This is a genomic window from Kribbella sp. NPDC055110, assembly GCF_053607525.1.
Window position 1 is genome coordinate 1 of record NZ_JBSGTS010000031.1, and the last position, 21,424, is coordinate 21,424.

Below are 21,424 nucleotides of genomic sequence, written 5' to 3' on the forward strand. Positions count from 1 at the left end.
GACCCTCGACAAGCCAAGAACCTAGTCAGAGAACGGCATGCACCAACTCAGACGCGCAGACCCACCCACGGATACGTCACGAGAGCCGGATATCCCCTGGCGTTGTGGGTTCTCCCCTCTAGTACCAACGGAGAAGCCACAACACCGCCGGATATCCCCTCGTGTGCGGAGGCTCTTGTCGCGCCCGACCCCGGGGCCGGCCGGCGGGATGGACCGAGCGGTGCATGCGGTGGTGCGGTGCGGGCGGAGGTGCGGTGCGGTGCGGGCAAGCGGTGGTGTGGTGCGGTGGGGACTGGAGACAGGAACTGGTGGGCGGAGACAGGGAATGTCGGGTTGCAGGTCTCCACGGCCTGTCGCGAGTCTCCGGATGCCGCCACCGACGCCCACACATCTGATCGGGGCGCCGGTTATCCCATCGCGTTGGGGGTTCTCTGCTGGTACACGAGGGGAGAAGCCTCAACGCGAGGGGTTATCCGTTCCTGTTGCGCGCGTGGGCGGCGATCAGTGGGGTGGATCCGGTGGGGTGTTTCCGGATTGGATCCAGGTGATGTAGTCGTGGGCGGTTTCCTGGTCGGGGCGGAGGTGGAGGCCGGCTGATTGGGCTCGGGTGGTGTCCAACTGGAAGGTGCCGTCGTTGGTGGCGTTGTGGGGGAGGTGGAAGCGGTCTTCGGTGGGGGTCCAGTTGATGGGGTGGGAGTTGGGGGTGGTGGTGTGCCAGGTGTTGGCCAGTTCGGTCATCGTTTGGGTGGGGCTTACGGCGTTGAAGGGGCCGGGGGTGCGGTTGACCGTGAGGTGGAGGAGGAAGGCGGCGAGGTCGCGGGCGTCGATGTACTGGATGGGCTGGTCGGGGCGGGCGGCGCATTCCATCGGGAGGTTGTGGGCCAGCGCCCAGCCCCAGTTGCCGAAGTCGGGGTTGTGGGGGCCGACGACGAAGCCGGAGCGTACGGCGGCGGTGCGGTCGCCGAAGGTGGCGGTGAGCAACGATTCGTTGCGGACCTTCGACGGGCCGTAGAGGTCCATCGTGAAGTGGTCTTCGGGCGCTCCGTCAGGCCACGGCAGGAGCGGCGCGGACTCCGTCATACCGGGTGTGGTTTTGCTCGCGTACACGGCGATCGAGGACATGTACGTGTAGTGACCGCAGCGGTCGCGCAGGACGGACGCGCTGAGCGAGACGTCCCGGACCAGGAAGCCGGACATGTCGATCACGCCGTCCCATTCGCCGTCGGCCAGCGCATCCGGCGCGGACCGGTCGCCGACGATCCGGCGTACGGAACCGAAGAGCTCGGGATTCGTCAGCCCGCGGTTGAACAGCGTCACCTCATGACCGTCCGACAAAGCGGCCTCGACGACGTGCCGCCCGAGATTCTTGGTGCCGCCGAGTACGAGCAGCCTCATGCCAGCGCTCCGACGACATCCTCGAGTTCGGCGAGCAGCCCGTCGATCCACCCTGTGGACTCCGGGATCGTCCGCAGCCCTTCCTCGACGATGAATCGCAGTGCCACCAGGTAGAAGCAACCGCCGCCGACGAGGATCTGACGCTCCACCAGCGCAGGGTTCCCACCGGCCGCATCGACGTAGTGGGCAACGATCGGCGCACGATTGTGGCCGAGGGCAACGGCATCACGAAGCAAGGTGAACAGATCACTCAGATGCGGCGCGGCATAAGCCCCGGGCCAGTCGATCGCGGTCCAGCGCGTTCCGTCGGTGACCAGGTTCTTCGGCACGTAGTCGCCGTGGACGACGGCCGTCGGCGCGTCCCGGTGCAGTCCGGCCAGCGCCTCGGTGAGCGGACCGAGATCGAACCCGATCCGCCCGATCCGGTCCGCCATCTCCTTGACCCGCTCCGGCGGAAACTCGCTATGTCCACCCAAAGCCCGACGACGGATCCTCGCGAGCAGCTCGGCCGATGCCGCGAACCCTTCAGCAGTCGGCTCCTGCTCCAGCGTCACCCGCCCGACATCCTCCAACACCATCACGCCGGCCCCGCCGGACCGATACCGGTGGATCAGGGAAGGCGCCGGCAGCTCCAGCGGTACGACGAACCGCTCGTACGCCGCTGCCTCGTCGGCCTGCCCGTCGGTGCCCCGCTTGACGATCACGCTGTTGAGCCCGAACGACAACCGCCACACCTCGGACGATCCCCACTGCCGGAGCAACTCTCCGTGCAGCTCTGCGACGGCCGGCGCCTTCGTGGCTTCCAGAACCGGTTCGGACACGACATCGAGCCAAGCAGGAAGCATCCGAAAAGTAGACCACGGTCGGGCCGGCGTCCGCCGCCGAATTAGGGTGGGGGTATGACCGAGAACGCCGCGCACGCCTGGGGCTTTGGCCTCGCCACTGTTACGACTGCTGGGGACGTCCTGGATGTCTGGTACCCGGCTCCCGAGCTCGGGACGCAGCCGGCGGGCACGAAGGCTCCAGCCGAGCTGGTCGCGGCCGAGGGCAACGACGAGCTCCGGCGGGTACGGCGTACGGTCGTGGCGACCGAGATCGTGCTGGACGCGGCCCCGAGCGGTACGGCGGACGCGTACCTGCGGCTGCACCTCCTGAGCCACCGCCTGGTCCGCCCGCACGGCGTGAACCTGGACGGCATCTTCGCCGCTCTCCCGAACAACGCGTGGACGTCGCACGGCCCGGTCAAGGTCGAGGAGATCGAGAACGTGCGGCTGCGGGCGCGCGCGGCGGGTCAGCACCTGAGCGTCACGAGTGTCGACAAGTTCCCGCGGATGACGGACTACGTCGTACCGTCCGGGGTCCGGATCGGCGACGCGGACCGGGTCCGGCTGGGCGCGCACCTCGCGGAAGGTACGACGGTCATGCACGAGGGGTTCGTGAACTTCAACGCCGGCACGCTCGGTACGTCGATGGTCGAGGGACGGATCGTCGCCGGTGTCGTGGTCGACGACGGCAGCGACATCGGTGCGGGCGCGTCGATCATGGGCACGCTGTCCGGCGGCGGCAAGCAGGTCATCTCGATCGGCAAGCGCTGCCTGCTCGGCGCGAACGGCGGCACCGGCATCTCGCTCGGCGACGACTGCGTGGTCGAGGCGGGCCTGTACGTGACCGCCGGGACCAAGGTCACCCTCCCGGACGGCAGCGTGGTCAAGGCCCGCGACCTGTCCGGGCAGCCCGGCCTGCTCTTCATCCGCAACTCGGTCACCGGCGCCGTCGAGGCCCGCCCGCGCAAGGGCGAAGGCATCACGCTCAACGAGGCGCTGCACGCCAACGCCTGACCGTCCGAAAGTATGAATTCGCCAACCAGCGTGAGGCTGCGGACGTCAACCAGATCGTGAACGCGGAACTAGTCCCCCGCCCCCAGACGTTCGGAGCGGTATGCCGGTGAAGCGTGGTGCCCTGGTGGCCGTGGGTGGGATCGGCGTGCTCGCCCTCGCGGTCGGCGTCGGTATCGCCTGGCTCGGCGGGAAGCACGTCGGGAACCTGCTGCCGCCGACCGAGCAATGTACGGCGACGGTCAACGGGCAGACGGTCGTGACCGACTTCGAGCAGGCCGAGTCGGCGGCGATCATCGCGGGCGTGGCCGTACGGCGGGGTCTGCCGGCCCGCGCGGCGACGATCGCGCTCGCCACGGCGTACCAGGAATCCGGCCTGCGGAACCTGGCGCACGGTGACCGGGACTCGCTCGGGCTGTTCCAGCAGCGGCCGTCACAAGGCTGGGGTACGGCGACACAGGTCCGCGACCCGTACTACGCGACCGGCAAGTTCTACGACGCGCTCGTGAAGATCAAGAACTACCAGAAGCTCGCGATCACGGTTGCCGCCGACCTGGTGCAGCGGAGTGCGTTCCCGAACGCGTACGCCGACCACGAGGCGGATGCCCGCGTGCTGGCGTCAGCGCTGACCGGGCAGTCGAAAAGCGTCTTCAGTTGCACTGTGAACACCGACTCGGTGCAGCAGGAGACGATGGGCAGCAACGGGCTGACGCCGCGCGCGGACGCCGTACGGAAGGATCTGCTCCGGACGTTCGGGAAGGTTTCGACCGGTGGGTACGCCGCGGGCGGGGTGAACTCCGGGCACATGGAGGGGTCGGCGCACTACGACGGGCGGGCGGTCGACGTGTTCGTGCGGCCGATCTCGACGGCGAACACCACGAAGGGCTGGGCGATGGCGCAGTACCTGGTCGCGAGGGCGGATCTGCTGAAGATCAAGACGGTCATCTTCAGCGACAAGATCTGGACCGCGGGCGGGCAGTCGGACTCCGGGTGGCGCGACTACACCCCGCCCGAGCGCTCCGGCGACCCCAAGATCCTCCGCCACCTCGACCACGTCCACGTCGACGTACTGGCGCAATAACCACAACGTCCGAAGAACCGTGCGCTCCGGGCCACGGATCTTCGGACGTTGTGTGACGAAGAACTTACTCGTCGTGTTCCTGCGGGGGCAGGGCCGCGATGAACGGGTGGTCCTTGTCGATCTTGCCGAGCTTGGACGCACCGCCGGGCGAGCCGAGGTCGTTGAAGAAGTCGACGTTCGCGGTGTAGTAGTCCTTCCACTGCTCCGGGGTGTCGTCCTCGTAGTAGATCGCCTCCACCGGGCAGACCGGCTCGCAGGCTCCGCAGTCGACGCACTCGTCGGGGTGGATGTACAGCATCCGGTTGCCCTCGTAGATGCAGTCGACGGGGCACTCCTCGACACAGGCGAGGTCCTTCAGGTCAACACACGGCTGCGCGATGACGTAGGTCACTGCTACTCCTCCTATGGCAGGCAAGCGCAGACCTTCGACTGGGGTGCTGCGATGCGGTGGTGCTCGTGTCTCTAGTATCACGGTAGTACGTCGCCCACTCTGCCAGGAGTCCGGATCGTGTCAGGCCTGGATGCCCGTGATATCGGCCACCGTGTCGTCGTCCGGCACCGCATTCCGGGCGGCCTGACCGACGTCATCGGCGTCCTGCAGGCCTGGACCCCCGAACTCGTCACTGTCCGCCACGCCGACGGCGCACTACACGAGATCCCGGCCGCCGACGTGACCGCGGCCAAGACGATCCCCGAGATGCCGCTCCGCCCGGTGGACGTCGACCAACTGTTCCTCACCACCGCACTGGGCCGCCCGGCCGTCGAGACGGCGTACGTCGGCCACTGGTTGCTCCGGGCATCCTCCGGCTGGACGGGCCGCGGCAACTCGCTCCTGCCCGCGGGCGACCCTGGTATGCCGGTCGCGGAGGCGCTGCAGCGTGCGAGCGCGTTCTACGACCAGCACGGTCTTCCGGCACAGGCCCTGGTCCGCGTCGGCAGCCCGTACGACGAGGAGATCCGCGCCTGCGGCTGGGTCGACGCCCGCCCGGACCAGTCCGACGTACTCGTCACGCACACCACCCTCGACCACGTGAACAGCTCACCCGAGTACGACGTACAGCTCGCCGAGGCGCCCGACGACGCGTGGTACGGGACCGCTTTCGACGGACCGGTGCCAGAGGTCGCACCTAAAGTCCTCGAGGGCGCCCCGAAGGCGATATTCGCGTCGATCGTGCTGGAGGGGGCCGTGGTTGCGGTCGGCCGGGGCTCCATGACCGGGCACTGGCTCGGCGTGGACGCGATCCGCGTGGCAGACGGCTACCGCCGCCGGGGCCTCGGTACGGCGATCCTCCAGGGACTGGCGCGCTGGGCAGGACCACACGGCGGCCGGCGTACCTACCTCGAGGTCCTGCTCGAGAACACCGCCGCCATGACGACGTACACCCGCCTCGGCTACCGCGAGGCCTATCGGTACCGCTATCTGACCAGTCGCTAGGCTCACCTGGCATGGCGGATCATGTGGTCGAGCGGCCGGAGTACCCGGGGGACTTCGAGGGGACGGTGCGGGTGGAGTACACGCCGCACCCGGACGACGGAGTCGCGGATCCCGGTGAGGTCGTCTGGACCTGGGTGCCGTTCGAGGAGGACTTCAGCCGCGGCAAGGACCGCCCGGTGCTGGTCGTCGGCTGGGACGAGCCGTTCCTGCTGGCGCTGATCCTCACCAGCAAGGACCACGACCGCGACGCCGCCGACGAGGCGCGCTGGGGCCGCGTCTGGCTGGACATCGGCAGCGGCCCCTGGGACAAGGAGCACCGCCCCAGCGAGGTCCGCCTGGACCGCGTCCTCCGCATCGACCCGCAACAGGTCCGCCGCGAAGGCGCCGTGATCGAGGAAGCAATCTTCCACCAGGTCGCCGCCGGCCTGCACAACCTCAACCGCGGCTGAAGGATCAGCTGGGTGGGCGGGTTGTTGCGGTGACGCCTGGCTTGCGGGGTGGCGTGGTGATGCCGCCGGGCGGCGGTGTCGGGGTGCCTGGCTTCGGGCCGCAGCGGATGTCGTCGGCCGCGTTGTACTTCGTGGTGAACGTCTCGGTCTTCTGCCGTACGCCGTTCTTCGCGAAGTACCGGTAGATGGTGATGTCGAAGCCCGGTGTCGGCGCCTGCGGCTCGCACTTGGCGGCCGGGTTGTAGACGAGGCCGGGCTGCCGGAAGTTCGTCTTCTCCGACTGCCCGGCGGTGATGTCGACGAACTTGGTGCCCCAGATGATCACCCGGATGCTGCCCTTGCTGCCCGGGGTCGACGGCTTGAAGACCGTCTGCACCAGCACGCCGTGCCCGGAGTCGTTCAGGAACTTCAGGTCCACCGAGCCCCAGGCGACGGTCGCCTCGCGCCCGACCGGGTAGCGGCTGATGTAGACGCTGTGCGCCTTGTGCTCGACGATCTTCAGCCCGGCGAAGAACGCCGCGTTGAAGGTGGTGGTCGCCGACTGCGAGACACCGCCGCCGAAGTCCTTCTCGAACTTGCCGCCGCTGATGATGTACCCCTCGGCGAACCCGTTCTCCTTGGTCCGCTCACCGACGACCTTGTTCAGGCTGAACTCTTCGTTCGGCTTCAGTAGCGTGCCATTGATCTTGGCCGCCGCCGTACCGATGTTGGTGTTGCGGTACGGCGCGTGCGGGAACTCGGTCGTGAAGTCGCCGATGTTCTGCGTGATCCCGAGCGCGGTCGCCTGCGCGGTGGTGAACTTCGCCGGGCTCGCCGTCAGCGGTACGTCGGCCCGCCGCTCACCGGTCGGCTTCGGCAGGATCGCCAGGATCGCAGCACCGACCTTCGCCCGGTCGACGACCATGCCGTTGACCGCCGGGACCACCTTCGGTCCGGCGCCGACGATCTGCACCGTCGCGTCCTTCGGCAACGTCTCCAGCGACTTGAACCGCTGCACGAACAGCGGCTCCAGCGCCTTGGTGCTCAGCGCCGGGATGACCTTGCCCTCCTGCACGCTGACCGCCAGCGCCGGCGCGATCTCGGCGGGCTGCAGCTCGACCGACTTCGATCCGACGGTCAGCCGGATCGGCCCCGACATCGCGGGCTCGGCGAACTCCGTCAGCGCCTTGTCGATCGCCTCGGTCGCAGCCTGCGGCTTCGTCACGCCGGCCGGCAGTTCCTTCGGGGTCCCGTCCGAGGGGTACGCCGCGGTCACCGCGTCGGCCGCCTTCGCGGTGTCCAACTCCAGGCCGTCGGCCGGCTCGTGCTTGACCGGCTGCGTGCCCTTGAAGGTGATCGTGCCCTCGGTGGCCTTGCGGTTCACCTGGCCGGCCAGCTTGTCGACGGCGGCCTTCAGCTTCGCGTCGTCCTTGGTGACAACCGGCTTGACCGCGTCCCCGCCGGTCAGCGCGTGCCAGATCCGGCCGGGGGCCAGGCTGCGACCCGCGCCGGCGGCGGCGACGGTCTTGTCCACGTCCACCGAGAGCCCGGCGTCGGCCGGCAGCACCTGGAACTTTGCGTCGCCCGCCTTCAGCGCGATCGGCGCACTCACCCGGTCCTGGATACCCGCGGTCAGCTTGGTCTTCGCGTCGGCCTCGGACAGGCCGCCGATCGGGATGCCGAGCACGGTCGTGTCCGTCGGGATCCTGGCACCGGCGAACGCGAACGCCGCGCCGTACCCCACGACGACTACACCGAGCCCCGCGGCGGCGATGATCCCCGCGAGCTGCTTTCTCCCCACCGGACAGAGTCCTCCCGCTCGAGCGCTTGGTCAGGGCACAAGCGCACATCCTACGGGACGGGGCAGGCCCCACCGACCGTCGGGGCTGCCCCGCGATGCCCCGCCGGTAACGATCAGTTTCCGGGCAGTTCCCGGTAGTGACTGGAATGGTAGATCAACGCGCCCTGGTCACTCTGATCGCCCGTCCCGAGGCTGAGCACCTCACCCACCACGATCGTGTGATCTCCCCCGTCGTACGTCGCCGACGTCCGGCACTCAAGCCACGACAGGGCGCCGTCCACGGTCGGGCACCCGGTTTTCGGGCCGGCCGTCGTAGCGATGCCGTCGAACTGGCTGTACAGGTCCCGCCCGGACCGCGCGAACCGGTCCGCGATCGCCCGCTGCGCCCCGGACAGCACCGACACGGCCCAGTAGCCGCAGTCCAGTACGGCGGAGTGCATCCGGACGCCCTTGTCGACGCAGACCAGCACCAGCGGCGGATCGAGCGAGACCGAGGTGAACGCGTTCGCGGTCATCGCGTGCGCGACGCCGTCCTGCAACGTGCTCATGATCGTGATCCCCGACGCGAACTGCCCGAGCGCAGCACGGAAGTCCGCAGGCGGGACGCTCCCACTCGACTCGGTTGAGGACACCCCAGCAGGTTATGCCTGCGAGCAGGTTGATGCCTCAACCGAGCGTGTGGGAACGGTCACCTCACAGCTCGCCGCGCTCCCTCGTCTACAGGCCCGCGAACAGGTCGTGCTCCAGGCCGTCGGGGCCGGGGGCCGGGGTGCCCTTGACCAGGCGGTACGGCTCGGAGGCCCAGATCTGGTTGCCGTTGTTGTTGGACAGCGCGAAGAACGGGCCGTCGACGGTGATCTGGGTGGCGTGCGCCTTCATCGCGTTCATCTTCCGGTCGATGAACTCCTCGCCCTCGATCACACAGTCGATCAGCCGGTCCGGCGTGATCATCGGCGGCATCGGGCCGTCGGGGTCCATCCCCTCGAAGGTGGTGGTGTCACCGGAGTCGCGGAGCGCCCGGAGCTGCTCGCGCATCCGGGACTCGGCCATCGCGGTCCAGTAGATCTTCGGGATGTCCCAGGCCGGGCCGAGGTCCTCCCGGTACGACCGGGCGGCGGCCAGCGCTGCGGCGTACGTCGCGACGCGGTGTGCCTTGATGTGATCGGGGTGGCCGTAGTTGCCCCACTCGTCGTAGGTCACCAGGACCTGCGGCCGGAGCTCCCGGATCACCGGGACCAGATCGTTCGCAGCGGCGACCAGGTCGGCCTGCCAGAAACTGTCCTTCCGGGTCTCCGGCGGGACGTCCGCGTTGCCCTCGTCGTTGTAGATCATCCCGGTGTCGCGGTACTTGCCCGGGCCGCCGAGGAACCGGTGGTCGGTGACACCGAGCTCGGCCATCGCGTTCGCGAGCTCACCGATCCGGTGCTCGCCGAGGCCGTCGTCCTGGTCGGCGGCCAGATGGGACAGCTCGGGGACGAGGACCTCGCCCTCCTCACCGAGGGTGCAGGTGATCAGGGTGACGTGGGCTCCCTCCGCGACGTAGCGCGCCATCGTCACACCGTTGTTGATGGTTTCGTCGTCCGGGTGGGCGTGCACCAGCAGCAGCCGGCGCTCAGCAAGCTCAACCATGCCGAAAGCCTACGTCGGCCCCCGGACAGTTCTCGCCGACAGTTCTCCCGACAGCGGGTCAGCCGAAGCGGCGGACCAGCAGGCACCCGGCCTGGAACCGCGACTTGGCGCCGAGACCGGCGATCAGCGCGCTGACCTCGGAGCGCACGGTCCGCAGCGACAGCCCCAGGTCACGGGCGATCGCGGCGTCCTTCGCACCGGTCGACATCATCCGGCCGATCGTCACCTGGCGGCTGGTCAGCTCCTTGACCGCGGCGGGAGTCCGCCGGTGCGACCCGAGCTCGTAGACCTCGCACACGACCTCCGGCGCGCCAAGTTGATCCTGAACGGCCTCGAACCGCAAAGCCGGAACTGCCGGATAGACCGACATGCCTCACTCCTCCCCAGAGATCAGGAAAGGATTCTCGTCCCTGGATCAGACCACTTGCCAGGTACAACCCATACAAACCGCCCATACAAGTTGCGGTGCGTAAACGTTCGCTGCGCAAACAGCGAGGAGGGCGGCGCCCGCAGGCACCGCCCTCCCCGAAGTGTGCTGCGATCAGCTCACTTTCTTCACACCGATCTGCGTGAGGTCAGGGAACCCACCGGTGTTCGGGTCGGCCACCACGTTGTCGAGGTTCGAGCCCACGACGTACACGTTGAGGTCCTGAACGGTCGGCACCAGCGGAGCCGTCTTCATGATCTCGACGTACAGGTCGGACAGACCGCTCTCGATCTTCGACTTGTCGGTCTCCTTCTCCAGGGCCGCCATCTTGTCCCATCCGGCCTGGCTGCGCGCGTAGTTGTTCTGCGCGGCCTTGCCCGGGGCACTCGAGTCCGGTCCGAACACCGACGGCACGATGGTCGTCAGGCTCGCCCAGTCGTAGCACCAGCCCGCGGTGATCAGGTCGGTCGCCGCGGAGTCCTGCTGCTGCGTCGAGTAGTAGTTGTCACCCGGGATCTTCTGGATCTCGACGTTGATCCCGATCGCCTTCCAGGACGCCTGAGCGGCCTCGGCGGCCTTGACGGCCAGACCGGTGTCCGACGAACCCAGGACGAGCTTCTCGCCCTTGTAGCCGGCCTCGGTCAGCAGCTGCTTGGCCTTCGCCGGGTCGCCCGCGTCCGGAACCTTGAAGGTCTCTTCCTTCTTGTAGCCCTCCATGTCCTGCGGAATGATCGAGTCGACCACCGCGGCCAGGCGCTCGCCACCACGACCGTCGCGGTAGCTCGTCCGGTCGAGGCCGTAGTACAGCGCCTCGCGCAGCTTCTGGTTCTTCAGCAGCGGCTTCTGCTGGTTGAACGCGATGTAGCGGCGGCAGATGTCGGTGCCCTGGACCACGCGGTCCTTGACGTTCGCCTGGTTGGTCTTGGCGATGTTCTCCGGCTGCACACCGGCGAAGCTCAGCGAGCTCTGGTCGGCCGCGCCGTTCGCGATCAGCCGCTGGTCGACGGTCGCCTCGGCGTCACCGAACTTGAAGATGAACTTGTCCGGCCGGGCGTCGCGCAGCGGGTCGGTCTTCTGGTCCCAGTAGGTGTTGCGGACCAGCACGAGCTGCTTCTTCCGGGTGTACGACTCGATCTTGTACGGGCCGCTCGCCACCGGGTGGTTGTCGTACTGCGTCTTGGTGTCCTTCGCCTTCGGTACCGGCGCGAAGACCTTCATGCTCGCCGTACCGTCGAACGAGGCGACCGGGCGGTTCAGCTTGAAGATGATCGTCTTGTCGTCCGGGACCTCGATCGCGGTGCAGCCCTTGCCACCGTTGTTACCCGCGACGTACGGGCCCTTGTAGCCCTTGCAGTCGAGGTACTCGTGCGCGTACGGCGCACCCTCGGCCATGTCCGCGGCGAACGACCGCTCGGCGTTGTACTTGATGTCGGCGGCAACGATCGGCGTACCGTCCTCGTACTTCAGCCCGTCCTTCAGCTTGAAGGTCCAGGTCTTGAAGTCCGGGCTCGCCTCGTAGCTGTCGGCGAGGTCCTTCTCGAGGATGATCTTCTTCGCCTTGCCGTCGTACCGGTAGTCCGTCAGCGTCCGCGTGATCAGCTTGCCGATCATCTGGGAGTCGGTGACGAAGTTCCGCGCCGGGTCGAGGTGCTCGACGTCGGTGACGTTGTAGACAGTGACGGTGCCCCCCTTGGCACCAGCCGTTGCCTGCCCGCTCGGCGTGTTGCTGTTTCCCCCGCCGCAGGCAACCGCGGTCAGGCTCAGTCCGAACCCAACGGCGATTGCCACTCCGGTTCGTTTGAGGTGATCCATGGCCAGTGTTTCCTTCCTTGTGTTGTCACTTGTCGCCGGGTCGCGACGGCATGAAGAAAGTGATCTACGTCATGTGGCGGTCATCAACTCACGTGTTCACAACCTGCGCAATGCGGTTTCGCCCGCTTGACCGGATCGTGATCCCTTCAATGCCGTTGCTACACCGGACGAACACTCTGTGTAGTCGTCAGACCACGTCCCGCTCTTCGGGGAAGTGGCAGGCCGATAAGTGGCCCGGGGCCCCGATCTGCAGCAGCGGCGGCTCTTCCGCAGCGCAGATCTCCTGTGCCTTCCAGCATCTGGTCCGGAAGCGGCACCCCGAGGGCGGGTTCAATGGGCTCGGTACGTCGCCGGTCAGCCGGATCCGCTCACGCGCCTGCTCGGCGTCCGGATCGGCCTCCGGCACCGCGGACAGCAGCGCGTGCGTGTACGGGTGCCGGGCATGGTTGTAGAGCTCGTCGCGGTCGGCCGTCTCGACCACCTTGCCGAGGTACATCACCGCGACCCGGTCGGAGATGTGCCGGATCACCGACAGGTCGTGCGCGATGAACAGGTAGGCGAGCCCGAACTCCTCCTGCAGGTCTTCGAGCAGGTTCACGATCTGGGCCTGGATCGACACGTCGAGAGCCGACACCGGCTCGTCGCAGACGATCAGCTTCGGCCGCAGCGCCAGCGCCCGGGCGACCCCGATCCGCTGTCGCTGGCCGCCGGAGAACTCGTGCGGGTAGCGGTTGTAGTGCTCGGGATTCAGCCCGACCCGTTCCATCAGGGTCTGGACCGACTTCTTGGTCCCGCTCTCGCTCTTCACCTTCTGGATGTCGAACGGCGCCCCGATGATGGTGCCGACGGTCTGCCGCGGGTTCAGCGACGAGAACGGGTCCTGGAAGATCATCTGGATCTCCCGCCGGAACGGGCGCATCCGGGCCCGGTTCAGGTGCGTGATGTCCGAGCCCATGAACGAGATCGAGCCCGCGGTCGGCTCATCCAGCCGGGTCACCAGCCGGCCGGTGGTGGTCTTCCCGCAGCCGGACTCACCGACCACGCCGAGCGTCTCACCGGCGTGGATGGCGAGGTCGACGCCGTCGACCGCCTTCACCGCGCCGGTCTGCCGCTGGAAGATGATCCCCTGCGTCACCGGAAAATAGCGTTGCAGCCCGCGGGTCTCCAGCAGCAGCTCGCGGTCCGCGGCCTGCTTGCCGGTCGCCTGCTCGGCAGATGTCGTCGTACTCACCAGCGCTCCCCCGCCATCAGAGGCTCGGCTTGATCTGCTCGGTGAACAGCTGCTTGCGCTGCTCCGACTTGATGTGACACCGCACCCGGTGCGGCTCCTGGCCGATCTGCAGCAGTTCCGGCAGCTCGGTGGAGCAGATCGTCCCTTCGACGTGATCCTGGTAATCGCAGCGCGGCTGGAACGGGCAGCCCTTGGGCAGGTTGATCAGCGACGGCGGAGTACCCCGGATCGACTTGAGCCGCCCGTCGCCGCTGCGGTTCACCCGCGGGATCGAGCCCAGAAGACCCCACGTGTACGGCATCTCGGGCCGGTAGAAGATGTCCCGGACGCTGCCGGACTCGACCACGCGGCCGCCGTACATCACCACCACGTTCTCGGTCATCTTGGCGACCACCCCGAGGTCGTGGGTGATCAGGATGATCGCGGAGTTGAACTCCTTCTGCAGATCCTTCATCAGGTCCAGGATCTGGGCCTGGACGGTGACGTCGAGCGCGGTGGTCGGCTCGTCGGCGATCAGCAGCGCGGGGTCGCACATCAGCGCCATCGCGATCATCGCGCGCTGCCGCATACCGCCGGAGAACTGGTGCGGGTAGTCGTAGAACCGCTTGTCCGGCGACGGGATGCCGACCCGGTCGAGCAGCTCGATCGCGCGCTTCTTGGCCACCGCCTTCGGGGCGTTGTTGTGCACCAGGAAGGCCTCGGTGAGCTGGTCACCGACCCGGAAGAACGGGTGCATCGCCGACAGCGGGTCCTGGAAGATCATCGCGACCTGCTGGCCGCGCAGGGCCCGCATCTCGGGCACGGACATCCCCACCAGCTCGGCGCCGTCCAGCCAGATCTCGCCGGTCACCTGCGCCTTGCTGCCCTTGTGCAGGCCCATGATGGCCAGGCTGGACACGCTCTTGCCGGAGCCGGACTCGCCGACGATGCCGAGCGTCTTGCCCCGCTCGAGGGTGAAGTTCAGGCCGTTGACGGCCCGCACCAACCCGTCGTCGGTCGGGAAGTGCACCTGCAGGTCCTTGACCTCCAGGAACGCCTTTCCGGCGCGGGTGTCCGCCGACGGCGCACTGGTCACGGATTCGGTCATCTCACCTCACCTGATCAGGACAGCCGCACGCGCGGGTCGATGACGGCGTACAGGACGTCGACGACGATGTTCGCAAGCACCACGAAGATCGCCGCGAACAGCACGACGCCCATGATCGCGGGCAGGTCGTTGCTGAGCACGGAGTCGATGGAGAACTTGCCGAGGCCGGTGATGCTGAAGATCTGTTCGGTGATCACCGCGCCGCCGAGCAGACCGCCGACGTCCAGGCCGAAGATGGTCACGATCGGCGTCAGCGCGGACCGCAGCCCGTGCTTGAAGACCACTGTCCGTTCGTTCAGGCCCTTGGCCCGGGCCGTCCGGATGTAGTCCTCGTTCATCGTGTCGATCATGTTGGCCCGGGTGATCCGGGTGTAGAGCGCCGCGAACACCAGCGCCAGCGTGATCCACGGCAGGATGTAGAACTGCAGCCACTTCACCGGACCGACCGTGAACAAGGCTGCGTTCGCCGTGTCCGGGAACGGGACCCATTTCAGTTTGACGATGAACAGGAACAGCAGCAGGTAGCCGAACACGATGGTCGGGAAGGACACTCCGAACAGGGCCAGGCCGACGCTGAACTTGTCGATGAACTTGCCCTTGCGCAGCGCGGCTATCAGGCCGAGCATGACTCCGGACAACAGCCAGAGGACGGCGGCTCCGAGGGACAGCCACAGCGTCGCCGGGAATGCGTCCTTGATCGAGTTCCAGACCGGGATGCCGTTCTGGTACGACTCACCGAAGCACGGCCACGGGCAGTTGCGCTCGTTGCCCTCGGACCCGATCGTCCGCCCGCCCGGGCTCACCAGGCCCTGCATGTACTGGCCGTACTGCACGACCAGCGGCTTGTCGAAGCCGTACGTCGCGTTGACCTGTGCGACCGTCTCCGCGTTGCAGTTCTTGCCGCAGATCAGCAACGCGGGGTTCGCCGGCGTGGCCCAGAACAGGAAGAACGTGATCGCGCTGATCACGATCAGCACGAACACCGCCTGGATCAGGCGGCGGATGAGATAGCGGCCCACCGGTCAGCTCCTTCCGGCGCGCGGATCGAGGGCGTCCCGGACCGAGTCGCCGAGCAGGTTGAACGCCAGCACGGTGATGAACAGCGCCATGCCCGGGAAGAACAGGTACAACGGGTTGCCCTCGATCCAGTTCGACGCGTCGGAGATCATCCGGCCCCAGGACGAGGTCGGCTCCTTGATGCCGACACCCAGGAAGGACAGCGCGGCTTCCGCGGTGATGTTCGTCGGGAGCAGCAGCGTCGTGTAGACCAGCAGCGTCGGCATCAGGTTCGGCAGGACCTGCCGGAACAGCACGTAGTTCGGTCCGGCGCCGAGTGACCTGGCGGCCTCCACGAATTCGCGCTCACGCAGCGAAAGCGTCTGACCACGGACTATTCGGGCCAGGTAGGCCCAGCCGAAGAACCCGAGGACGAACATCAGCACGCCCATCCGCAGCGCGTTGTTGTCGCCGATGCCGAACAGGTCCTGGGCGCGCGAGGCGACCACCGGTGTCAGCGCCATCACGAACAGCAGCGACGGGAAGCTCAGCATGATGTCCATCAGCCGGCTGAGCAGCGTGTCGACCCAGCCGCCGAAGTACCCGGACACCATCCCGATCACGGTGCCGAGCACGACCGCGATGACGGTGCCGCCGAGCGCCACGAGCAGCGAGACCCGGGTGCCGTAGACCAGCCGCGAGAAGATGTCCCGGCCGTTCTGCGGCTCGATGCCGAGCCAGTGCTCGGAGCTCGTGCCACTGCCCCACAACCCGCCGATCGGGATGCCGCCGTCACGCGTGTTCAGCAACGGGTTCCCGTGCGAGTCGAGCTTGTTGAACTGATCGGGCGGGAACCCGTTCAGCTTGACGATCAGCGGCGCGAACAGCGCCACCAAGATGATCAGCAGGATCACGATCGCGCTGATGATCGCGACCTTGTCGCGGCGCAGCCGTGCCCACGCGATCTCCCCCGGTGAGCGGCCCTCGATCTCCTTCGCCTCGGCAGTCTCGACCAGAGCATCTGTCGGCAGTCCCTCATCGGGAGACTGCGTCTCCGATACCCCCAGCGTCATCGCCCGTCACCCGTCTTTCATGGTGATGCACCCCGCACCTTTGACCCGGGCTCGCCGGGTTGCGGGGAACCCTACGTATCTCGCAGTGTGGACGCCATGGGAAGCCGACGCTAGTCACCGAATCGTGACCGGTGTGACTTCCGCCACTACTGGCGGGTTCGGAGTGCCCGGACGAACGGCCGATCGGGTACCAGCCAGTCGCTGTCGTCGAGGTCCTCCGGTGCGAACCACCGGAGCTCCGAGTGCTCACGCAGTACCGGATCGCCGGCGACGATCACCGCCCGGTAGACGTGCAGCCGGTATGCCTCCGAGATGTCCACTCCGGGTCCGAGGGACTCACCGACCTTGATCTCCAGGTCCAGCTCCTCGCGGAGCTCCCGGACCGCGGCCTGCTCGTCGGTCTCCCCCGGCTCGACCTTGCCGCCCGGGAACTCCCAGCCACCGTCAGGCCCCGGCCGGTACGCCGCCAGCACCAAGCCGTCCCGTACCACCGCAACACCCACCACGATCTGCATTGTCGCGACTCTGCCAGAAACCGTCGGCCGCGTCCGACATGATGCCGGTATGCCGTTGCAGAACAGGGTTCTGCCCACTCAGGAGATCGTCGCCGACCCCGGCCGCGGCCTCCTGATGGGTAATCGCGGCAGCCTGCACAGCCCCGATCGCCGCCTCGGCACGACCCGCTGGCGCTCGAAGGCATGGATCTGCTGCGTCCTCGACTGGAAGGGGATCCGCCGCGATCCGATGCCGCCCGGCCGCTGGACCGCGCTGTTCTTCTTCGACGAAGCGGTCGCGCTCGCCGCCGGCCATCGCCCGTGTCATTACTGCCGGCGCAGGGATTTCCTGCTGTACGCCGGTGCGTGGGCGCAAGGTCACGCTCAACGCCCGAGAGCTGCCGAGATGGACGCAGTACTGCACAGTCAGCGGGTCGAACCCCGGACCCGACGGCAACGGACGACGATCCAGAACCTGTCCGAACTGCCGGACGGGGCGATCGTGCGGTTCGACGGGCGGCCGGCGTTGGTGCTCGACCATCAGGTGTTGCCGTGGTCCTGGGACGGGTACGGCGTACCGCTGCGGCCACCCGGTCTGCAGCAGGTCGAGACCCTCACACCGCCCGCGAATCTTCTTGTGTTGCAGGCCGGATACGCCCCATTACTCCACTCATCGGCGCGCTCGCAACTGAGGTAAGCCTAACTGGAAACACGCCGTACCGAGAGGTCTTCCGTTGGGCGCTCGGCAGGGGCAAAGTGTGCCCATACTGACAGCTACATAACCATCACTGGAGTCGGCATGAGTGAAGGCAACAGCGGCCAGCGCAACATCGCCGCAGTCGTCCGCGCGCTCGAAGGGCTGCATGCGGCGGTGGGCAAACTCAGCCAGGAGTACGGTGACACCCTCGGCATCCGCCGCCTGGTGTCCGATGTGGCCCGGCTGGGCGACGATCTCGCAGAGCTCGGCGCGCCCGACCCCAGGCACAGGCCCGGACCCGTTCCGGAGGAACTCGAGGAGATTCCCGACGTGGAGTATGACGCGTCCATGTGGACCGACGCGGAACACGAAGGCTTCGGCGCGCCTGACAGGCACGCTCCCTGATGGCGACGGGAGTAGACGCGCCGGGCCGCGCTCAAGTAGGCCTCAAGACTGCAAGATCGGATCGATGGTGGCTCGCGCCGTTGCGCATCGGCGTGATCCTGGGCTTCTTCATCGTCTACGCGACGATCCGGATCTTCATGGGCAAGTGGTACTGGGTCAACGACTTCCATTACCTCACCCCGCTGTACTCGCCCTGCCTGAGCAGTTCGTGTGTCGAAGGCGCCAGCCACCTCGGCACCTGGTTCGGCGGGTTCCCGCGCTGGCTGCCGTTGAGCCTGATCACCTTCGTGGTGCTGGCCGGCTTCCGCGGCACCTGCTACTACTACCGCAAGGCGGGGTACCGGTCGCTGTTCTTCGCGCCGGCCGCCTGCGCGGTGCCGGAGCCGCACAAGAACTACACCGGTGAGCGCAAGTTCCCGCTGATCGCGCTGAACCTGCACCGCTACTTCTTCTACGGTGCGCTGGTCTTCGGTGTGCTGAACATCTACGACGGCCTGCAGGCCTTCCACGGCGACGGCGGCGGATTCGGCATCGGCCTCGGCACGGTGATCATCTGGCTGAACCTGGTGATGCTGTGGCTCTACACGCTGTCCTGCCACGCCTGCCGGCACATCGTCGGCGGCCGCCTGAAGAACTTCTCCAAGCACCCGATGCGCTACCGGTACTGGACCTTCGTGTCCAAGCTGAACCCGAAGCACGGCACCTTCGCGATGACGTCGCTGTTCACCGTGATCCTGACCGACTTCTACATCATGGCGGTCTCCGCCGGCTGGTTCTCCGACCTGCGCATCATCAATTGAGGATTTCATGACTGAGCTGGAACGACACTCGTACGACGTCGTCGTGATCGGGGCCGGCGGCGCCGGTCTGCGGGCGGCGATCGAGGCCCGTGAGCAGGGCAAGAAGACCGCGATCATCTGCAAGTCCCTGTTCGGCAAGGCGCACACCGTGATGGCCGAGGGCGGCTGCGCGGCCGCGATGGGCAACGCGAACTCCAACGACAACTGGCAGGTCCACTACCGCGACACGATGCGCGGCGGGAAGTTCCTGAACAACTGGCGGATGGCCGAACTGCACGCGCAGGAGGCCCCGGACCGGGTCTGGGAGCTGGAGACGTACGGCGCGCTGTTCGACCGCACGCCCGACGGCCGGATCAGCCAGCGCAACTTCGGCGGTCACACCTACCCGCGGCTCGCCCACGTCGGCGACCGCACCGGCCTGGAGCTGATCCGCACCCTGCAGCAGAAGATCGTCTCGCTGCAGCAGGAGGACTTCGAGGCTACCGGCGACTACGAGGCCAACCTCAAGGTGTACGCCGAGTGCACGATCACCGAGCTGATGAAAGACGGCGACGCGATCTCCGGTGCCTTCGGGTACTGGCGCGAGTCCGGGCGGTTCATCCTCTTCGACGCGCCTGCCGTCGTACTGGCGACCGGCGGTGTCGGCAAGTCCTTCAAGGTCACCTCGAACTCCTGGGAGTACACCGGTGACGGGCACGCGCTCGCGATGCGGGCCGGCGCGACGCTGATCAACATGGAGTTCATCCAGTTCCACCCGACCGGCATGGTCTGGCCGCCGTCGGTGAAGGGGATCCTGGTCACGGAGTCGGTCCGCGGCGACGGCGGCGTACTGAAGAACTCCGAAGGCAAGCGGTTCATGTTCGAGTACGTGCCGGACGTGTTCCGGGCGCAGTACGCCGAGTCCGAGGACGAGGCGGACCGCTGGTACAAGGACCCGGACAACAACCGGCGCCCACCGGAGCTGCTGCCGCGCGACGAGGTCGCGCGCGCGATCAACTCCGAGGTGAAGGCCGGCCGCGGTACGCCGCACGGCGGTGTCTTCCTGGACGTGTCATCGCGGCTCCCGGCCGAGGAGATCACCCGGCGGCTGCCGTCGATGCACCACCAGTTCAAGGAGCTGGCGGACGTCGACATCACCAAGGAGCCGATGGAGGTCGGTCCGACCTGCCACTACGTGATGGGTGGCGTCGAGGTCGATCCGGACACCGCGTCGTCCGTCGTACCGGGCCTGTTCGCCGCAGGTGAAGTGGCCGGCGGCATGCACGGCTCGAACCGGCTCGGCGGCAACTCACTGTCCGACCTGCTCGTCTTCGGGCGGCGCGCCGGCATGGGCGCCGCGACGTACGTCGACCAGCTTCAGGAGCGGCCGAAGATCGACGAGGGCGACGTCGACGCGGCGGCCGCGGACGCGCTGGCGCCGTTCGAGCTCGAGGGCGGCGAGAACCCGTACACGATCCACCAGGAACTGCAGCAGTCGATGAACGACCTGGTCGGCATCATCCGCAAGGAAGAAGAGATGGAGCAGGCGCTCGGCCGGCTGGCCGAGTTCCGTAGCCGGATCGCGAAGATGACGGTGGAAGGTCACCGGCAGTTCAACCCCGGCTGGCACCTCGCGCTCGACCTGCGCAACATGCTGACCGTGTCGGAGTGTGTGGCCGGGGCGGCGCTGATGCGGCAGGAGTCGCGCGGTGGGCACACACGCGACGACTTCCCGGGGATGAACCCCGAGTGGCGCAAGAAGCTGCTGGTCTGCGCGCTGGACGCCGACGGCGTCGTCAACGTCACCGAGAAGCAGCAGATCCCGATGCGCGAGGACCTGCTGGAGCTGTTCGAGCTCGACGAGCTGAAGAAGTACCTCACCGAAGAGGAGCTGCCGGCCACATGAGTTACAAGGGCAAATTCAAGGTCTGGCGTGGGGACTCCGAGGGCGGGGAGCTCAAGGACTACGAGGTCGAGGTGAACGAGGGCGAGGTCGTCCTCGACGTCATCCACCGGCTGCAGGCCACCCAGACCCCCGACATGGCGGTCCGGTGGAACTGCAAGGCCGGCAAGTGCGGCTCCTGCAGCGCCGAGATCAACGGCATGCCGAAGCTGATGTGCATGTGCCGGATGAACACGTTCGCCGAGGACGAGGTCGTCACGGTCACGCCGATGCGCACGTTCCCGGTGATCCGCGACCTGGTCACGGACGTGTCGTTCAACTACCAGAAGGCGCGCGAGGTGCCGGCCTTCAAGCCGCCGGCGGACCTGAAGCCGGGCGAGTACCGGATGCAGCAGGTCGACGTCGAGCGCTCGCAGGAGTTCCGCAAGTGCATCGAGTGCTTCCTGTGCCAGGACACCTGCCACGTGATCCGTGACCACGAGGAGAACAAGGAGTCGTTCTCCGGTCCGCGGTTCCTGATGCGCATCGCCGAGCTGGACATGCACCCGCTCGACGCCGCCGACCGGCAGCACGCCGCGCAGGAGCAGCACGGTCTGGGCTTCTGCAACATCACCAAGTGCTGCACCGAGGTGTGCCCCGAGCACATCAAGATCACCGACAACGCCCTGATCCCGATGAAGGAACGCGTCGTCGACCGCAAGTACGACCCGATCGTCTGGCTGGGCAACAAAATCCGCCGCCGCCCCGCCTAACCCCCGCACACCCCGAGTCCCCTGGCCCCACCCGGAGCCAGGGGACTCGCTTTTCCCAACTTTGAGAACCCACCAACCGTTTTCGCGGCTCCGATTTGGTTGGTGGGTTCTCAAAGTTGAGAGGTCCGGGGTCGGGTCACTCGCTTGGGTGAGGTCTCGGGGGC

The 21,424-nt window shown here is 67.2% G+C and carries 22 protein-coding genes; 9 read left to right on the plus strand and 13 right to left on the minus strand.

What is annotated here, in order from left to right; genetic code table 11:
- Positions 1-501: 501 nt before the first annotated feature.
- Together ACWF0M_RS33175 and ACWF0M_RS33180 are read right to left on the minus strand one after the other, a co-directional pair.
- Positions 502-1,395, minus strand: coding sequence for an NAD-dependent dehydratase (locus tag ACWF0M_RS33175; RefSeq protein WP_452239692.1), 894 nt, complete (start codon positions 1,393-1,395; stop codon positions 502-504).
- Positions 1,392-2,216, minus strand: coding sequence for a phosphotransferase (locus tag ACWF0M_RS33180; protein ID WP_452239693.1), 825 nt, complete (start codon positions 2,214-2,216; stop codon positions 1,392-1,394). Before ACWF0M_RS33180 ends, ACWF0M_RS33175 begins: the two co-directional genes overlap by 4 nt.
- A gap of 78 nt (positions 2,217-2,294) precedes the next feature.
- Here ACWF0M_RS33180 and dapD point away from each other — a divergent pair, with 78 nt between their 5' ends.
- Positions 2,295-3,233 carry a 2,3,4,5-tetrahydropyridine-2,6-dicarboxylate N-succinyltransferase gene (gene dapD, locus ACWF0M_RS33185; RefSeq protein ID WP_452239694.1) on the plus strand — a complete coding sequence of 313 codons (939 nt, stop codon included), beginning with the start codon at positions 2,295-2,297 and terminating at the stop codon, positions 3,231-3,233.
- 100 nt (positions 3,234-3,333) lie between these two features.
- Complete coding sequence (locus ACWF0M_RS33190) at positions 3,334-4,311, plus strand: hypothetical protein (protein ID WP_452239695.1); 978 nt, start codon at positions 3,334-3,336, stop codon at positions 4,309-4,311.
- Positions 4,312-4,375: 64 nt separating this feature from the next.
- On the opposite strand, the gene fdxA is transcribed toward ACWF0M_RS33190, so the two are convergent.
- On the minus strand, positions 4,376-4,702 hold the full coding sequence (gene fdxA / locus ACWF0M_RS33195) for a ferredoxin (protein ID WP_012923087.1): 327 nt from the start codon (positions 4,700-4,702) through the stop codon (positions 4,376-4,378).
- Between the two features lie 117 nt (positions 4,703-4,819).
- On the opposite strand from fdxA, the gene ACWF0M_RS33200 reads away from it, so the two are divergent.
- Entirely contained in the window at positions 4,820-5,746 is a 927-nt protein-coding gene (locus ACWF0M_RS33200) for a GNAT family N-acetyltransferase (RefSeq protein ID WP_452239696.1), read from the plus strand.
- An 11-nt stretch (positions 5,747-5,757) separates the two neighbouring features.
- Positions 5,758-6,195, plus strand: coding sequence for a type II toxin-antitoxin system PemK/MazF family toxin (locus tag ACWF0M_RS33205; protein ID WP_452239697.1), 438 nt, complete (start codon positions 5,758-5,760; stop codon positions 6,193-6,195).
- A 4-nt stretch (positions 6,196-6,199) separates the two neighbouring features.
- Here the strand turns inward: ACWF0M_RS33205 and ACWF0M_RS33210 are convergent, their stop codons facing one another.
- From ACWF0M_RS33210 to ACWF0M_RS33255, 10 genes are all read right to left on the minus strand, one after another.
- Entirely contained in the window at positions 6,200-7,975 is a 1,776-nt protein-coding gene (locus ACWF0M_RS33210; protein ID WP_452239698.1) for a VanW family protein, read from the minus strand.
- Positions 7,976-8,088: 113 nt separating this feature from the next.
- Positions 8,089-8,607, minus strand: a complete 519-nt coding sequence (locus ACWF0M_RS33215; RefSeq protein WP_452239699.1) for a flavin reductase family protein — start codon at positions 8,605-8,607, stop codon at positions 8,089-8,091.
- An 85-nt stretch (positions 8,608-8,692) separates the two neighbouring features.
- Positions 8,693-9,604 (minus strand): N-acetyl-1-D-myo-inositol-2-amino-2-deoxy-alpha-D-glucopyranoside deacetylase, encoded by a 912-nt coding sequence (gene mshB, locus ACWF0M_RS33220; protein ID WP_452239700.1) that lies wholly within the window; start codon positions 9,602-9,604, stop codon positions 8,693-8,695.
- Between the two features lie 58 nt (positions 9,605-9,662).
- Positions 9,663-9,974, minus strand: coding sequence for a response regulator transcription factor (locus tag ACWF0M_RS33225; RefSeq protein ID WP_452239701.1), 312 nt, complete (start codon positions 9,972-9,974; stop codon positions 9,663-9,665).
- Positions 9,975-10,145: 171 nt separating this feature from the next.
- Positions 10,146-11,819 (minus strand): ABC transporter substrate-binding protein, encoded by a 1,674-nt coding sequence (locus tag ACWF0M_RS33230; RefSeq protein WP_452239702.1) that lies wholly within the window; start codon positions 11,817-11,819, stop codon positions 10,146-10,148.
- Positions 11,820-12,030: 211 nt separating this feature from the next.
- Positions 12,031-13,074, minus strand: a complete 1,044-nt coding sequence (locus ACWF0M_RS33235; RefSeq protein ID WP_452239703.1) for an ABC transporter ATP-binding protein — start codon at positions 13,072-13,074, stop codon at positions 12,031-12,033.
- A gap of 16 nt (positions 13,075-13,090) precedes the next feature.
- Positions 13,091-14,161 (minus strand): ABC transporter ATP-binding protein, encoded by a 1,071-nt coding sequence (locus ACWF0M_RS33240; protein WP_452239704.1) that lies wholly within the window; start codon positions 14,159-14,161, stop codon positions 13,091-13,093.
- A gap of 14 nt (positions 14,162-14,175) precedes the next feature.
- The gene (locus ACWF0M_RS33245) at positions 14,176-15,180 is read right to left on the minus strand and encodes an ABC transporter permease (RefSeq protein WP_452239705.1); all 1,005 of its coding nucleotides are present in this window, start codon (positions 15,178-15,180) and stop codon (positions 14,176-14,178) included.
- Between the two features lie 3 nt (positions 15,181-15,183).
- The gene (locus ACWF0M_RS33250) at positions 15,184-16,230 is read right to left on the minus strand and encodes an ABC transporter permease (RefSeq protein ID WP_452239706.1); all 1,047 of its coding nucleotides are present in this window, start codon (positions 16,228-16,230) and stop codon (positions 15,184-15,186) included.
- Positions 16,231-16,376: 146 nt separating this feature from the next.
- Entirely contained in the window at positions 16,377-16,745 is a 369-nt protein-coding gene (locus ACWF0M_RS33255; protein WP_452239707.1) for a (deoxy)nucleoside triphosphate pyrophosphohydrolase, read from the minus strand.
- Positions 16,746-16,794: 49 nt separating this feature from the next.
- Here ACWF0M_RS33255 and ACWF0M_RS33260 point away from each other — a divergent pair, with 49 nt between their 5' ends.
- The 5 genes from ACWF0M_RS33260 (at position 16,795) to ACWF0M_RS33280 (ending at position 21,260) form a co-directional block, all read left to right on the plus strand.
- Positions 16,795-17,421: a hypothetical protein gene (locus ACWF0M_RS33260; RefSeq protein WP_452239708.1), complete on the plus strand. Its 627-nt coding sequence runs from the start codon at positions 16,795-16,797 to the stop codon at positions 17,419-17,421.
- A gap of 102 nt (positions 17,422-17,523) precedes the next feature.
- On the plus strand, positions 17,524-17,826 hold the full coding sequence (locus ACWF0M_RS33265) for a hypothetical protein (RefSeq protein WP_452239709.1): 303 nt from the start codon (positions 17,524-17,526) through the stop codon (positions 17,824-17,826).
- Positions 17,826-18,626: a hypothetical protein gene (locus ACWF0M_RS33270; RefSeq protein WP_452239710.1), complete on the plus strand. Its 801-nt coding sequence runs from the start codon at positions 17,826-17,828 to the stop codon at positions 18,624-18,626. Before ACWF0M_RS33265 ends, ACWF0M_RS33270 begins: the two co-directional genes overlap by 1 nt.
- A gap of 7 nt (positions 18,627-18,633) precedes the next feature.
- Positions 18,634-20,511, plus strand: a complete 1,878-nt coding sequence (locus ACWF0M_RS33275; protein WP_452239711.1) for a fumarate reductase/succinate dehydrogenase flavoprotein subunit — start codon at positions 18,634-18,636, stop codon at positions 20,509-20,511.
- A complete protein-coding gene (locus ACWF0M_RS33280) occupies positions 20,508-21,260 on the plus strand; it encodes a succinate dehydrogenase/fumarate reductase iron-sulfur subunit (RefSeq protein WP_452239712.1) in 753 nt (250 codons plus the stop codon). Before ACWF0M_RS33275 ends, ACWF0M_RS33280 begins: the two co-directional genes overlap by 4 nt.
- The last annotated feature ends 164 nt before the right edge of the window (positions 21,261-21,424 follow it).